The organism is Paenibacillus oleatilyticus (genome assembly GCF_018998565.1).
In the GTDB taxonomy this organism is placed as follows: Bacteria; Bacillota; Bacilli; order Paenibacillales; family NBRC-103111; genus Paenibacillus_G; species Paenibacillus_G oleatilyticus.
Genome location: NZ_JAHNZO010000015.1, coordinates 65,527 through 78,756 on the forward strand (window position 1 = coordinate 65,527; position 13,230 = coordinate 78,756).

A 13,230-nucleotide genomic window follows, 5' to 3' on the forward strand; every position below is an offset into this window, starting at 1 on the left:
GATCATTTTGTAAGATATAAATAATTCAAAATAATATAAGTTAGGAATGTCATTTCGTTGAATTTTATTCGTTTTCCAAATCGAAACCATCCCGTTTTCCGAATATTGTAAAGGGAGAGAAGAATCGCATGGAATCTTTTGTAAGCAAAGTCCTGGACGATGTGGATATTCAAATTTTGAATCTGATGCAAAAAGAAGCGCAGTTAAGCAATGCCGAGCTGGCAAGACGGGTGAACTTGTCTCCGCCGGCTACGCATGCGAGGGTGAAACGGTTGGAAAGCGAAGGGTTTATCGAACGCCAAGTCGCGATCTTAAACCAGGAGAAGCTTGGCTTTGATTTATTATGCTTTGTTTTTATGAGCACGAATATCCATCAAGCCGAACAACTGGAAGTGCTGGAGAAGGCATTAAGCTCCATGCCTGAAGTATTGGAATGTCATTGTTTAACGGGGGAGTATGACTATCTTTTAAAGGTAGCGAACAAAGACCGCAAGGAATTGGAGGGCTTTATCCGAAAGCTGAATAAGCTCGGCATCGCGCGAATTCAAACGAGCCTGGCGTTAAGAGAAATTAAGTATTCTACCGTTTTGCCTATAGGGGACAAATAATATGTCAAAAAGGCTCCGGCTCAAGCCATCATTGCCCGAGACCGGAACCTTCCCTTTTTACATCTTTAACGCCTCTTCCAGTTGGAACGATTTTCCGTTACCGTATTGCTCGACGGCTTTTTGGGCTGTCCTCTTTAATCGCTCTTGCCTTGCTCCGATTCCATTCGGTATTCCCAAAACTCGCCTTTGGCATTGACCTTCGCTTTGACGGTCGCCGCTCCTTGCTTCGTAAACGTGTACTCGTTCCATTGAACTTTCGCCCGATAGTCCTCCAGATCGATTCCGAACAGCTTCTTCACCTGCGGACCGACGGTCTCCAGCGCTTTCTCCGCCGTGTAGTACGGGGTCGCGAAGAGCGTCCGGGCTCTCGCTTCGTCTCTGTGTACATCGTCCTTATAGGTTAGACTGGCCGACGTCACTTGATGGGTTACCGCTCCGATATCCGCAATGAAACGTCTTCCCGGACCAGCGAGCTCCCATACATCTTTGAGCGGCGTCTTAACCCGAACCGCACTTGCTATCCGCAGTCCCTTGCCGTTCGACAGCGCTGCATACGCTTGCTCGGCGGCTGCTTTAATTTGCGCATTCATCTCCTTCGGAAAATAATGGGAGGCTTTCGTTACCTCTCCCGTTACCGCATCGATAACGACTTGCGCACGCTCGCCGCGAATGATCCATTCGTTCTGATCCTTCGTCTTGAGCCGTTGTCCTTGCTCGAACCACCCGTTCTGTCCGGGGTCCAGCTCCTGCATCGCCTGCTCCGCTTTATGCCGCAGCGCGTCATCCAGCTTGTCGTACGGATAATTGCGGCGAAGAAGAAACGGCTCGCCTGTTGCTTTATCTACGATGGCCATGCCGGCATCTCCGCCCTTCAGATGAAGGAACCACCGGTCGCTCAGCTCGGTCACCCCGTACATTTCGATAAGCTCGCCGGGAACCAGCTCGCGCATGGCTTTCTCTGCCTTGGCTACGATCTCTGGCTTGTTCAAGTCCTCTACGGTCATATCGAATGCCCTGGGGACTTCCGGCAGCGCCGGATCGGACGACGGTTCAAGCGGAATGCTCCAGCTTACCGGATTGGCCTTCGTATACCGGTTGTAGGTCATCGTCACGCGATCGGGAACGGCAGCGCCGTCCTGGAAGAAAAACAGCGTTCGGTTGCGGTAATTGCCCTTCTCGTCCTGCGATAGCAGAGTCACATGTTCCCTGGGAATCATTTCCTGGCCTTGGCCATCTAGCAACGCCCACTTCAAATCAAGCGTATCCGCGCCAAGCTGCTGGTCGGCTTCAATGACCCAGCCTTGCCCCTGGAACGCTTCACGGCCGTCGGACAAGCGCTCCCGGGCTTCCTCCGTTTTCAAACGCGCCGTAAAGGCCAGCTTTTTGCCCTCGGTCTCCTTTGTCAGCGGCTGCTTCATGAGTTCCTTCGGGTCAAACGAGACGGAGTAATCCTTAGCCGTCCGCTCCTCCGTGTACACCGTCGTTATTTCAAGCTTCAAGTCTTTGGCATCGCTGAAAGGCAAGAAAGGATGCCAAAAGCGCATTTTTTCACCGCTGCCCTGCCCGTTTGCAAATTGACGAAGGGCGTTTTTGCTTCCGATGGCCAGGTCATACAACGGTAAAAAATCCTCCGCTGCAATCACTCGACCTTGCCCGTCCTTAATCTGGTAGCGGAAGGCAGGATCGGGTTTATACGATCGTTTCCACTCCTGCAATTTATTGACCTGAATAAGCATCTCCGACTTGCTCGGTCCGTGGCGGAGCTGAAGGAAGTCGAGACTGAATCCGAACGGCGACTCATATCGTTTGTTCAGCGGGATGATCGCGGACGCCGCCTTCGCCTTGGCCAGATCGATCGGCACGTTCAGATGCCATTTCCCCGACGTCTTTCCGATTAGCGTTACATTGAAATCGACGAAGAGCTTGTTCGGAATATCGGCTAAGGACTTCACTTCTTTCCCGGGCGCGACTTCATCGAGCGAAATGTAAAGCATCAGGTCGTTCCCGACTTTTTTCCACTGCTGAAGTAGATTTAACTCCTTCCCGTTCTCATCCGTAAACGTATATTCGTTCACGTGCGGGTCTTGCTCGGGATCGGTCGGCGTAAAGTTCTCGAACAACAGGTCCGTATCCAGCGGCTTCCCGTCCTTTTCCAGTCCGTACACAATCGACAGGCGGAAGACGTCGTTCACCACTTCCTTGACCTTGAGCGTAATGCCCTGATCCGTCACCTCGCGGTTTACCGGCTCGGCGAAGCCTTCGTCCGCCGCTTTCTTCAAGCCCTCGTCCACTTTGTAAAACGTAAACAACGATTTGACATATGCGGCGAAGGTCGGAGACGTGGCTGCCCCCAAAGCGACAATCAGACCGACGCTTGCCGCAGCGATGACCGCCGTCTTGGCCAGCTTGCTTTGCCAAGTGCGAAGTCCAAGCTCCCGCCGGGCCTGCTCGATCCCCAGCCTGCTCCGCTCGCGCAGCTCCTGGGGAATTTCGATGGATTCGATTTCTTCCCTCACTTTGTTGGTCATGAAATCTCACCTCTTGTTAAACGTTGCCGAAGCTTGTTCAAGCCGCGGTACAAGATTGTCTTGGTCGAGCCAAGCGGCAGATTCATTAGCTCGGCAATCGATTGAATTGTATAATCCTGGTAATATTTCAGCATAATGACGCTTTTCTCGTTCGTATCGAGCTTCTCGATCAAATCGTTCAGCGTCACCGAAAGGGCAATCTCCTCGTCGCCGCCGTCGTCCCGGCCCCCGCTCAAGTGCTCCGTTTCTTCCGATGCAAACGGAATGATCTTGCTCCGCTGCCGCAGTACATTCATGGAACAGTTCATCGCAATTTTGATCAGCCATGTTTTAAAATATTGCGGCTCTCTCAAGCTTTGGATCGATTTGAACGAAAGATAGGCGGTCTCTTGCACAACGTCCAGCGCGTCCTCCTTATTGCCGACGTGGACGTACGCCGTCCGGTAAATCGTCTCTTCGAAGTGCTGGAACAACTGCAAATACGCTTTGTCGTTGCCCTTTTGCGCCTTCTTGACTAGCTTTTCTATATCCATGCGGTCACCCCCGGCTCCTTGCCTTCTCATACTATTAGACCATCGGCAGATGCATTTGGCTTTCGATAGGTGAAAAATTTTATGCACTCTGTGCTTTAGACGGTTCGTTGACTTGTCCCATGGGACATGATAGGTTGGTCTTACCCAATTTATGGAGAAAAAGGCACCGAAAAGAGGTCGATGAACACGTACACGATTCTGATTGTCGAAGACGACGCCAAGCTGTCCGGGCTGCTTCGCTCTTACATCACGAAGTACGGCTTCGAAGCCAAGGAAACCGACAACTTCGACGACGTTCTGGCAAGCTTCCGCTCATCCGGTGCCCATCTGGTGCTGCTCGACGTGAACCTTCCCAAATACGACGGCTACTATTGGTGCCGGCTTATTCGCGCACACTCGCTCTGCCCTATTCTGTTCATCTCTGCCCGGGAAAGCCAAATGGATCAGGTCATGGCGCTGGACAACGGGGCGGACGACTATATTACGAAGCCTTTTCATTATGAAGTCGTCATGGCCAAAATCCGCAGTCATTTAAGAAGAGCCTACGGTTCTTATTCCGCGGGACAAGGAGAAAGGACAATCGAGGCACAAGGGCTCGTGTTGTACCCGGAGCGATTCGTCGTGATGCGCGGAGAGGCCGCAGCCGAGCTGACACAGAAAGAAGCGGTTTTGCTGGAAGCGCTCATGAACAAAGCGGGACGCGTCGTCAGTAGAGACCGGCTGCTTGATCTGATGTGGGAGGAGCACCATTTTATCGATGACAATACGTTGAACGTCTACATCACAAGGGTGCGTAAAAAGCTCAAGGAGTTGGGCGCGGATCAAGCGGTGGAAACGGTCAGAGGGGCGGGATATCGTCTGGGCTCCGCGATCGGAGGCGCGGAATGAGGCTGTTTTGGAAGGAGCACGTGCCGCTGCTGCTGTTCTATTTAGCTCAGATGCTGCTGGTGCCTTTGCTGTATTGGCTTACGGGCGAAGAGCGGCCCTTGGCGATCGTGCTTTACGGGATGCTGCTCAGCGCCTCGGTGCTGGCGGTCTATTTGGGCTGCCGCTATGTCAGCCACAGAGAGCTGTACCGGCAGCTCAGTCACCCGCCCGCAAGGGGAAGCGAAGGACTCGTGCCGATGGGAGAAGCGCCCCTCCCCGAAGCTGTCGGCGAGCTTCTGGCCCGCTACGACCGGTATTACCGGGAGCAGCTGCACCATCACCGCAGCGGCATGGAGCAGCATGTCGTCTTCATCCACCGCTGGGTGCACCAGATGAAGACGCCGTTATCCGTCATCCAGCTTACGGCGCAGGAACTCGACGGCGCGGCCGCTGACAGCATCATGGAAGAGCTGGAACGGCTTAGAAAAGGGCTGGAAATGGTCATCTACACGTCCAGGCTTGAACGTTTCGAGCACGATTTTATGGTCGAACGAACCCCGCTGCGGCAAGTTGTCAACCAAGCCTTGGCGGAAAATCGCCGGCTGTTCATTCGCAAGGGAATTACGCCGAGCATCCGATTGGATGAAAGTCTGGCGGTTTACAGCGACCCCAAATGGCTGCGGTTCATGGTGGGACAGCTTCTCACCAATGCGGCCAATTATACGGAGGGCAGCGGCAAAAGCGTCTTCGTGCACGCGTATGAGCGCGAAGCGGCGACGATTCTGGAAATTCGCGATGAAGGCATCGGGATTGTCAAAGAAGATCTGAACCGCGTATTCAATCCGTATTTTACGGGCGAACGCGGACGGCGGCATCACGAGTCCACAGGAATGGGCTTGTACCTTGTCCGGGAAGTGTGCCGACGGCTCGGACATCAGGTGGAATTGGAATCGGAGCCGGAAGCAGGGACGGTTGTGCGGCTTCGGTTCGAGACGCGGCCGGCGGCACCGAACATAACCTTAAACGAAATGTAAGCTTCGGTTAAGCTAATTCCATAGCAGAGCGGCTCCTTCTCTTGTACATTAGGTAGGCACAAGAACATGTCAGGAGGAACCAACGATGGGCAGCCCTATTCTCGAAGTGGATCGAATCACCAAAAACATCGGCCAACGGAACGTGATCGCCGAATGCTCCTTTGCGCTCGAAAAAGGAAAAATATACGGGTTTATCGGGCCGAACGGAGCCGGAAAAACGACGATGATGCGCATGATGACAGGTCTCATCCGGCCGACAAGCGGTCATATCCGTATCGATTCGTTCGATGTGCAAACCCGGCGCGTGCAGGCCTTGTCCAAAGTCGGCGCGATTATCGAATCCCCGGTTTTTTTCGAATATATGACGGGCAGACAGGTGCTGCGCAATTTATCGCGTCTGCACCCGGATATAACCTCTTCCGAAAGAGAACCGCATATCGAGCGGCTGTTGCACACGGTAGGGCTTTCAGGCCGGGGCGACGACCGGGTAAAAACCTACTCGCTCGGGATGAAGCAGCGACTCGGAATCGCCCAATCCTTGCTAGGCAGCCCGGAGCTTTTGCTGCTGGACGAGCCCTCGAACGGTCTTGACCCTATGGGCATGCGGGAGCTGCGCGATCTTATCGTCCGCTTGCGCGATTCGGCGAATTACGCATTTTTCATATCGAGTCATTTGCTTGACGAGCTGCAGCAAATGTGTGACGAGCTTATTATCATTCGGGAAGGCTCCGTCCTTTGGAAGGGACCGACCGAGCAATTGGTCGCGAACGGGCAGCGGCTGGAGGACGCTTTTATGGAGCTGATGTATTCATGAGGCCATTGATCCACAGCGAATTTACCCGATTGTGGAGCCAAAGATGGCTCTGGTTAGTCATCCTCGCCGCTCCCTTCCTTGCGTATTTGCAAGGAAGCTATTTTTTATGGGTAAGCTCGTTAGGCAGCGACATATCTTCCGTTTTATTTCTTTTTCAAGGGCTTCGCGAAATGCTATTTTTGCCGTGCAATATTGCCGTCGCAGCGCTTGCGGCTGCCGTCTATACGGAACCGTTTCGAAGCGGGCAGCTGCGCCTTCTGTTTTTACGCCGGTTTTCCAGAGGGCAAATCTTTTTCAGCAAGCTGTTCGTCATCCAAGCCTCCATTCTGATTCTGCTGATCGTTTTGGGAATCTCCTTGGCGGCGGTTGGCATGCTTCGCTTTCCGCAAGAGGAAGCCGACCGTTTCTGGCCCTTGATCGGCTACGCGTTTGTGTACTATCTGCTCGCTTACGCCACACTGGCCGGAATTAGCTGCCTCTTCTCTTTTATCGCGATGTACAGCAGAAATGTGACGTTTGCCCTGGGCGTATGCATGACGTATATTTTGGTATCGCTCTTGTTTGACGGCCTGTATTTGAGAATCGCTTCGTTGTTTGCGGCATGGCCCTATGTGCGCGATCTGCTCGCTTATGCATGGATTCCTTACATGCAGCACACCGGATTAAACGAAGCATTATCCGGGAACGCGTCCGTAATTTGGGCCATTGCCACCATACTGCTATTGCATGCGGTGGTATGCAGCGCCATCGCTTATCGCCGCTTTGTCGCAGAGGATTATATGCAGTAAACTAAGGAGGATGTCGCATGTTCGGACTATGGCTGAGCGAAATGGAACGAATCTGGAAACGAAAAATGATGCTCGTTCTGGGCGGTATTTATTGGCTGCTATGGATCTTCAATACGAGCATGCTGCACAGCAGCGGATGGGGCGATTACCGATTCGGAGGACGCGAGCTGCTGCATGACTTAAATACGCCGTGGTTCGCGATGGAAGGTATCTCGCTGCTGCTCGTTCTGGCGATTTTCCCGATCCTGTTCGTGGACCATTTGGGCGGCGAGATCTTTTCGGGAGCGTACCGGCTCTACATGCTGCGGGCCTACAGCCGTTTTCAGCTCTGGCTTGCGAAGCTGCTGGCGCTGGCTGCGACGGTTCTGATTTTTGTCGGAGTCACCTGCTTCATCTCGATCATTTGCGCCCGCCTGTTCTTTCCGCATAGCGAAACTCTCGTAAAATACGGGGCGACTGAGCCCGTAGGCTCGGCGGAGGCCTTGTGGTACACCGTGGCGTTTTACTTGCTGTTTGCGCTCGTGTGTCTGGCGAAGCTTCTGATGTGCAGCATGGTATGCCAGTTCGTGCCCCGACCGCTGGTCGCCTTTATCGTTCTCTTCGTCGGCTCGATAGCCATGATCTATGCGGTCAATGAGCTCTCGATTTATTTCGATCCGTTTTACCCAATCGTTAGGGCGCTCAGTCCGGACGGTTCGCCGAAATTTTGGTTTTATTTGCTCGGGTCGATGACTGCTTTTGCGGCAATCAGCCTTCTGCGTTGGCAGAGAAAAATCGTTTAAAGCCAAGGGGATTCGTATGAAATGAGCATGGTTTACATAAACGGACTGAACAAAATATACCCGGGGCATATCGCTACACATGCCCTCACCGATATTCACCTGACGATCGAAAAAGGAGAATTCGTCGGCATTATGGGGCCATCGGGCAGCGGGAAAACAACGCTGCTCCATATGGTGTCGACCATAGATACGCCAAGCTCGGGGACCGTTCTGATCAACGATATCGACCCTTATCAAATGAAGAAAGACGAGTTGGCCGTATTCCGGCGAAGACAGCTCGGCTTCGTCTTTCAGGATTTCAACCTGCTCGATACGCTGACGATCGCGGAAAATATCGTGCTGCCCTTGACGCTCGACAACAAGCCGCTGGCTGAGATGGAAACCAGGCTGAAGCAGGTCGCCGACCGGCTGAACCTCAGCGAGATTTTAAACAAACGGCCCTATGAAATTTCGGGCGGCCAGCGCCAGCGGACCGCCATAGCCCGGGCGATCGTCACGTCTCCGGCGCTGCTGCTGGCCGACGAGCCTACGGGGTCGCTCGATTCCAACGCCTCCCGCATCGTCATGGAATCGTTGGAAAGCATTAACCGTCACGAGCGGACCACCATCATGCTCGTGACGCACGACCCGGTTGCCGCCAGCTACTGCAGCCGGATCGTCTTTATTAAGGACGGACGGCTGGCGGCTGAAATCCACCGGGGCGACAGCCGGCAAACGTTTTTTCAAAAAATCATCGACACGCTGTCCTTCTGGGGAGGTCATACGCATGAGCTTTCCTCAATTCGCGTTTAACAATGTCAAGCGCAACGCGCGGGCTTACTTCGCCTATTTTCTAAGCAGCGCCTTTATGGTGATGATCTTTTTCTCGTTCGCCGTCTTCGTCTACCATCCCGACATCGGGCAGCTTCCGATGGGACCACTCAAACGCGTGGTTCTGCTGATTTCCGAGGGAGTCATCTTCGTCTTCGCCATCTTCTTCGTGCTGTATTCGATCGGCATGTTTTTGAAATCCCGCCAGCGGGAATTCGGACTGCTGCTTCTGCTGGGCGCTACGTCAAGCCAAATTAACCGGCTCGTTTTTATGGAAAACATGCTGATCGGCGCCGGCTCCATCGTCACCGGGATTGCCGGTGGGCTGCTTCTGTCCAAGCTGTTCCTGCTGTGCGGCACCCGGATGATGGAGATCCGGGAGCTTCCTTTTTATTGGCCGGCAGGTGCGATATGGCTAACCGCCGTTTCCTTTTCGCTGCTGTTCGCGGGCATCTCGCTGTTTACTTTATTTTTCATCCGCAAAAGGAACGTCGCGGAGCTGCTGCAAGGCAGCCATCGCCCGAAAAAAGAGCCGAGAAGCTCGCTCTTCCTCACGGTCATTGGGGGGATGCTGCTTGCCGTCGGCTTCCTGGCGCTTTATGCGGGAAAGCTGTCTCCCAAGCTCGTCCTCCTTGCAGCGGCGACAGGGATCGCGGCCACCTACTTTTTTTATTCCCAGCTTTCGGTGCTCGTCATCCGTCTGTTGAAGCGAAGCCGCAAGGCTTTATGGCGAGGGACGAACCTGCTCTGGGTATCGGAATTGGCGTATAAAATGAAAGATAACGCGCGGATTTTGTTTCTCGTCACGGTAGTCACCTCCATCGCCAGTATGAGCGCAAGCTTTGTGCTGGCCGTTGACGAAACGAATCGGAAGGAATACGAAAACAATCCTTTTGCCATCGAGTACTACAGCTTCGACGAGCGGCATACGGAACAAGAGTTGGCGATAATTAACGAACTGCTGGACGGGGAGGGATTGTCTTACCGGTCTGGTAAGGTGGAGAACCTTTACCGGCGAACGGTTCACGACGCGGTTCCTTCCGTCGAAATCATCGCCGCAAGCCGCTTCAACCGGTTAGCGGCTGCGATGAATCTCCCGGAAGCGGCGCCGGATAACGGCGAAGCCATCCTCATAAGCGGCCCGGCCCAACCGTCGCACGGCCATATGACACCGGGGGACAAAATCACGCTCGATTCCGGTCATACGGTGTCCGTTACGAAAGTTTTCGAACGCGAAGCTTTACCGTTCATGAGCTGGGCAAGTATTGTGGTCGTAAATGACAATTCGTATCGCACGATACAGGGGGATGCCAAGAGCAGCGTCCTTTTTGTGTACCATGTGCCGGAGTGGAATAACGGTCCTCCGCCCGGGCCGGACAGTCCCGAGGCCGTCATCGGAGACAAGCTGAAGAAACGGCTGCAAGAAAACCGTGAGCCGCATGGAAGCTCAAACTCTTTTTCCATCCGCATCTGGAGCTATTTAAACTTAAAGCAGGCGGCAGCCTTATTCAGCTTCATCGGGATTTTCATCGCGTTCCTGTTTTCCATATCGTCCGCCAGTTTTCTGTATTTTAAGCTACATACCGAGCTTGCTGCGGACAGCAGAATGTATCATGCGCTCTCCAAGATTGGACTGAGCGCTTCGGAGATGCGAACATCGGCCACGCTGCAGATCGGCTTGCTGTTCTTTATTCCTATCGCGATCTCCACCGTGCAGACGCTGATCGTAATGCGGCCCGTTCTCGGCACAATGTACGTTTATTCCGTATACAAGCCCGTTCTCATCGTCTCGGCGGCGTTTCTGGGCGCCCAGACTGTATATTTTTTCCTGGTCCGCTCCCGCTATTTGCACCGCTTGAAAAGAATCATGGTTTGACTAATGCCGGACGAATGAACGAAAGCCGCCTCCCGGAAAAATGCCGGGGGCGGCCGCCGATTCAATACGCCTTCAAAATTTCCTGAAGCTTCAAAGCCAGGCCTACACGCCCGTCCACTTTAAGCGAGCCGAGCATAAACGCCATCGTCGTGTTCAAATCGTTGCGAAGCAGCTTAACGAAATTGGACGCCGACAGCTTCAGCGTGCAGTCGGCCGGATGGGGCGTTCCTTCCAGCACTTCGACGGTGCCGGAATCGAAGCGGACCTGAAACGGCTCGTTTTCGTCCAAATCGAACTGATACACATAATGAAGCGGCCGGATCGGCTCCGGATTCGCCTGCATCCGCTCTACCAACTCCTGTAAGCTTTCCTTAACCGTCATTTGACGCGCTCCTTCCTCCCAAATGATCATACCCTGTCACTCCGGTTTATTCGGTCCCCCGCCATTCGACGATGCGGAACGTTCCGGTGCCGAAGGCGCAGAGCTGCCCTTCTTCGTTATACACATGCCCTTGCGCGGTGATCATGCGCCCCGAGCTGTGTATGATCTCGGCGGTGACTTTCATCTCCCCCTTGGCGATCGGGGCCATATAATGCAGATTCAGGTTCGTCGTGACGACGTTCTCATTCGGCTTTGCAGCCATGGCGACAAGCCCCATGGCGGAGTCGAGCAGCGTAGCGTGGACACCGCCGTGTACGATGCCGATCAGATTATGATGATGCGGCTGGATGCTCAGCGATACGGTCGCCCGATCCGGAGCGAACGTATCGATCCGGGCTCCGATATGTTCCCAGAACGATCCGCGTGCCGCTTGTTCCAGGCGTTTGATAAATGCCGATGCTTGATTGTCCATACCAGGCCCTCCCGGAAATAAAATGTAAGCGTCCTAGCCGTTTTTCTTGAGCTTCTCCGCTTCTTCCTCCGCCAGCTTGTGGCGAAGCACTTTCCCGACCATCGTTTTCGGCAAGCTGTCCCGGAACTCGTACTGCTTCGGCACCTTGTACGCCGCAAGCCGCTCCTTGCACCAAGCCTTGAACGCATCGGCATCGCCCTTCGCCCCCGGCTTAAGCACGATATATGCCTTGACCGTTTCTCCGCGGTAGGTGTCGATAATTCCTGCGACGACCGCCTCCTCGACATCGGGATGCTCGTACAATACTTCTTCGACCTCGCGCGGATAAATATTGTAACCGCTCGCAATAATCATGTCCTTGCGCCGGTCCAAAATGTAAAAATACCCTTCTTCATCCATCCTAGCCAAATCTCCCGTATACAACCAGCCGTCCTTCAATATTTTTGCGGTTTCCTCCGGCTTGTTCCAATAGCCCTTCATGACTTGCGGACCGCGGACCGTCAGCTCTCCAATTTCGCCGACCCGCATTTCCTCGCCCGTCTCCGGGTTCACGATCCGGGCATCCGTATCGGGGAACGGAATCCCGATCGAGCCCAGCTTACGCTTCTCCCAAATGTTGTTGGCATGTGTCACGGGAGACGCTTCGGTCAAGCCGTACCCTTCGATCAGCTTGCCGCCCGTAATCGATTCGAACGATTCCTGCACTTCGAGCGGCAAAGAGGCCGAGCCGCTGATACAGAACCGGATAGATGATAAGTCAAAGCGCTTGATGTTCTGATGGTGGATGAGCGAAATATACATCGTCGGCGCGCCGGGAAAAACGGTCGGCTTCAGCTTATCGATCGTTTGCAGCACTTGATTCACCTCGTAGCGGGGAATCAAAATCAAAGTGCCTGCCGTATACACGGCTTGATTCAGCAGCACCGTCATCCCGAACACATGAAAAAAGGGCAGGACCGCCAAATACGTTTCTTTCGCAATCTGCGAGCGGTACGACCAAAGCCTGCTTTGCATCGTATTAGCGATCAGATTCGTGTGCGTCAGCATGACGCCCTTCGGAATGCCGGTCGTGCCGCCGGTATACTGAAGCAGCGCCAGATCGCGGTCGGCATCGACCTGCGCCTCGTGCGGCGTTGCCGTCACCTGCTCCAGCAGCTCCATAAACGAAGCGACGCCGTTTCCGTAGACAACGTCGCGCTTCAAATTGTCTTTCTTGGCCTTTAACGGATAAAGCACGTTCTTGGGAAAAGGAAGATAATCTTTGATGGAAGTAACGATCACATGCTTGATCCCGGTCAGCGGGACCACCTTTGCGACGCGCTCGTACAGCAGATCGAGCGTGACGATCACATGGGCGCCGGAGTCCTTCATCTGGTACTCCAGCTCGCGCGGCATATACATCGGATTGGTCATGACGACGATGCCGCCCATGAGCAGCGTCCCGTAATAGGCGATCACCGCCTGCGGGCAATTGGGCAGCATCACCGCGACCCGGTCCCCCCTGCGAACGCCCAGATTCGCAAGGGCGTTCGCAAAGCGGTAAGCGGAATGAAGCAATTGACGATACGTTATTTTTTTGCCTAAAAAGTATAAGGCCGTATGGTTCGGATAGTCCGAAGCCGTTTGTACCAAAAAATGCGCTAAGTTTTGCTTCGGGTATTCGCAGGTCGATGGCACTTCGACAGGATAATGTCTTAACCATGGCTTGTCGGACAAGTTCGACCACCCCATTTGTC

At 53.8% G+C, this 13,230-nt stretch carries 13 protein-coding genes; 8 read left to right on the plus strand and 5 right to left on the minus strand.

Annotation, left to right across the window (positions count from 1 at the left end; translation table 11 throughout):
* The first annotated feature begins 128 nt into the window (after nucleotides 1-128).
* The gene (locus KQX66_RS19745; protein ID WP_216794528.1) at nucleotides 129-608 is read left to right on the plus strand and encodes an Lrp/AsnC family transcriptional regulator; all 480 of its coding nucleotides are present in this window, start codon (nucleotides 129-131) and stop codon (nucleotides 606-608) included.
* A gap of 134 nt (nucleotides 609-742) precedes the next feature.
* On the opposite strand, the gene KQX66_RS19750 is transcribed toward KQX66_RS19745, so the two are convergent.
* Together KQX66_RS19750 and KQX66_RS19755 are read right to left on the minus strand one after the other, a co-directional pair.
* On the minus strand, nucleotides 743-3,136 hold the full coding sequence (locus KQX66_RS19750; RefSeq protein ID WP_216794529.1) for a DUF4179 domain-containing protein: 2,394 nt from the start codon (nucleotides 3,134-3,136) through the stop codon (nucleotides 743-745).
* Nucleotides 3,133-3,669, minus strand: coding sequence for a sigma-70 family RNA polymerase sigma factor (locus KQX66_RS19755; RefSeq protein ID WP_216794530.1), 537 nt, complete (start codon nucleotides 3,667-3,669; stop codon nucleotides 3,133-3,135). Before KQX66_RS19755 ends, KQX66_RS19750 begins: the two co-directional genes overlap by 4 nt.
* A 180-nt stretch (nucleotides 3,670-3,849) precedes the next feature.
* On the opposite strand from KQX66_RS19755, the gene KQX66_RS19760 reads away from it, so the two are divergent.
* From KQX66_RS19760 to KQX66_RS19790, 7 genes are all read left to right on the plus strand, one after another.
* Nucleotides 3,850-4,557, plus strand: a complete 708-nt coding sequence (locus KQX66_RS19760; RefSeq protein ID WP_216794531.1) for a response regulator transcription factor — start codon at nucleotides 3,850-3,852, stop codon at nucleotides 4,555-4,557.
* Entirely contained in the window at nucleotides 4,554-5,570 is a 1,017-nt protein-coding gene (locus KQX66_RS19765) for a sensor histidine kinase (protein ID WP_216794532.1), read from the plus strand. Before KQX66_RS19760 ends, KQX66_RS19765 begins: the two co-directional genes overlap by 4 nt.
* A gap of 85 nt (nucleotides 5,571-5,655) precedes the next feature.
* The gene (locus tag KQX66_RS19770) at nucleotides 5,656-6,384 is read left to right on the plus strand and encodes an ABC transporter ATP-binding protein (RefSeq protein ID WP_216794533.1); all 729 of its coding nucleotides are present in this window, start codon (nucleotides 5,656-5,658) and stop codon (nucleotides 6,382-6,384) included.
* On the plus strand, nucleotides 6,381-7,172 hold the full coding sequence (locus KQX66_RS19775) for a DUF2705 family protein (protein WP_216794534.1): 792 nt from the start codon (nucleotides 6,381-6,383) through the stop codon (nucleotides 7,170-7,172). The genes KQX66_RS19770 and KQX66_RS19775 overlap by 4 nt, the downstream gene beginning before the upstream one ends.
* A gap of 17 nt (nucleotides 7,173-7,189) precedes the next feature.
* Nucleotides 7,190-7,954 carry a DUF2705 family protein gene (locus KQX66_RS19780; protein ID WP_216794535.1) on the plus strand — a complete coding sequence of 255 codons (765 nt, stop codon included), beginning with the start codon at nucleotides 7,190-7,192 and terminating at the stop codon, nucleotides 7,952-7,954.
* 21 nt (nucleotides 7,955-7,975) lie between these two features.
* Nucleotides 7,976-8,746 carry an ABC transporter ATP-binding protein gene (locus KQX66_RS19785; RefSeq protein ID WP_216794536.1) on the plus strand — a complete coding sequence of 257 codons (771 nt, stop codon included), beginning with the start codon at nucleotides 7,976-7,978 and terminating at the stop codon, nucleotides 8,744-8,746.
* Nucleotides 8,721-10,640, plus strand: a complete 1,920-nt coding sequence (locus KQX66_RS19790; RefSeq protein WP_216794537.1) for an FtsX-like permease family protein — start codon at nucleotides 8,721-8,723, stop codon at nucleotides 10,638-10,640. The genes KQX66_RS19785 and KQX66_RS19790 overlap by 26 nt, the downstream gene beginning before the upstream one ends.
* A 61-nt stretch (nucleotides 10,641-10,701) precedes the next feature.
* Here the strand turns inward: KQX66_RS19790 and KQX66_RS19795 are convergent, their stop codons facing one another.
* The 3 genes from KQX66_RS19795 to KQX66_RS19805 are packed head-to-tail and all read right to left on the minus strand — an operon-like array spanning nucleotide 10,702 to nucleotide 13,225.
* On the minus strand, nucleotides 10,702-11,052 hold the full coding sequence (locus tag KQX66_RS19795) for an SCP2 sterol-binding domain-containing protein (protein WP_253957290.1): 351 nt from the start codon (nucleotides 11,050-11,052) through the stop codon (nucleotides 10,702-10,704).
* Between the two features lie 16 nt (nucleotides 11,053-11,068).
* Nucleotides 11,069-11,494: a PaaI family thioesterase gene (locus tag KQX66_RS19800; protein ID WP_216794538.1), complete on the minus strand. Its 426-nt coding sequence runs from the start codon at nucleotides 11,492-11,494 to the stop codon at nucleotides 11,069-11,071.
* Nucleotides 11,495-11,527: 33 nt separating this feature from the next.
* Nucleotides 11,528-13,225: an AMP-binding protein gene (locus KQX66_RS19805; protein ID WP_216794539.1), complete on the minus strand. Its 1,698-nt coding sequence runs from the start codon at nucleotides 13,223-13,225 to the stop codon at nucleotides 11,528-11,530.
* Nucleotides 13,226-13,230 lie beyond the last annotated feature (5 nt).

Excerpts from the sequence above, each read along its gene's own strand:
- KQX66_RS19745 (WP_216794528.1), top strand. The coding sequence starts at position 129 with ATGGAATCTTTTGTAAGCAAAGTCCTGGACGATGTGGATATTCAAATT.
- KQX66_RS19750 (WP_216794529.1), bottom strand. The coding sequence starts at position 3,136 with ATGACCAACAAAGTGAGGGAAGAAATCGAATCCATCGAAATTCCCCAG.
- KQX66_RS19755 (WP_216794530.1), bottom strand. The coding sequence starts at position 3,669 with ATGGATATAGAAAAGCTAGTCAAGAAGGCGCAAAAGGGCAACGACAAA.
- KQX66_RS19760 (WP_216794531.1), top strand. The coding sequence starts at position 3,850 with ATGAACACGTACACGATTCTGATTGTCGAAGACGACGCCAAGCTGTCC.
- KQX66_RS19765 (WP_216794532.1), top strand. The coding sequence starts at position 4,554 with ATGAGGCTGTTTTGGAAGGAGCACGTGCCGCTGCTGCTGTTCTATTTA.
- KQX66_RS19770 (WP_216794533.1), top strand. The coding sequence starts at position 5,656 with ATGGGCAGCCCTATTCTCGAAGTGGATCGAATCACCAAAAACATCGGC.
- KQX66_RS19775 (WP_216794534.1), top strand. The coding sequence starts at position 6,381 with ATGAGGCCATTGATCCACAGCGAATTTACCCGATTGTGGAGCCAAAGA.
- KQX66_RS19780 (WP_216794535.1), top strand. The coding sequence starts at position 7,190 with ATGTTCGGACTATGGCTGAGCGAAATGGAACGAATCTGGAAACGAAAA.
- KQX66_RS19785 (WP_216794536.1), top strand. The coding sequence starts at position 7,976 with ATGAGCATGGTTTACATAAACGGACTGAACAAAATATACCCGGGGCAT.
- KQX66_RS19790 (WP_216794537.1), top strand. The coding sequence starts at position 8,721 with ATGAGCTTTCCTCAATTCGCGTTTAACAATGTCAAGCGCAACGCGCGG.
- KQX66_RS19795 (WP_253957290.1), bottom strand. The coding sequence starts at position 11,052 with ATGATCATTTGGGAGGAAGGAGCGCGTCAAATGACGGTTAAGGAAAGC.
- KQX66_RS19800 (WP_216794538.1), bottom strand. The coding sequence starts at position 11,494 with ATGGACAATCAAGCATCGGCATTTATCAAACGCCTGGAACAAGCGGCA.
- KQX66_RS19805 (WP_216794539.1), bottom strand. The coding sequence starts at position 13,225 with ATGGGGTGGTCGAACTTGTCCGACAAGCCATGGTTAAGACATTATCCT.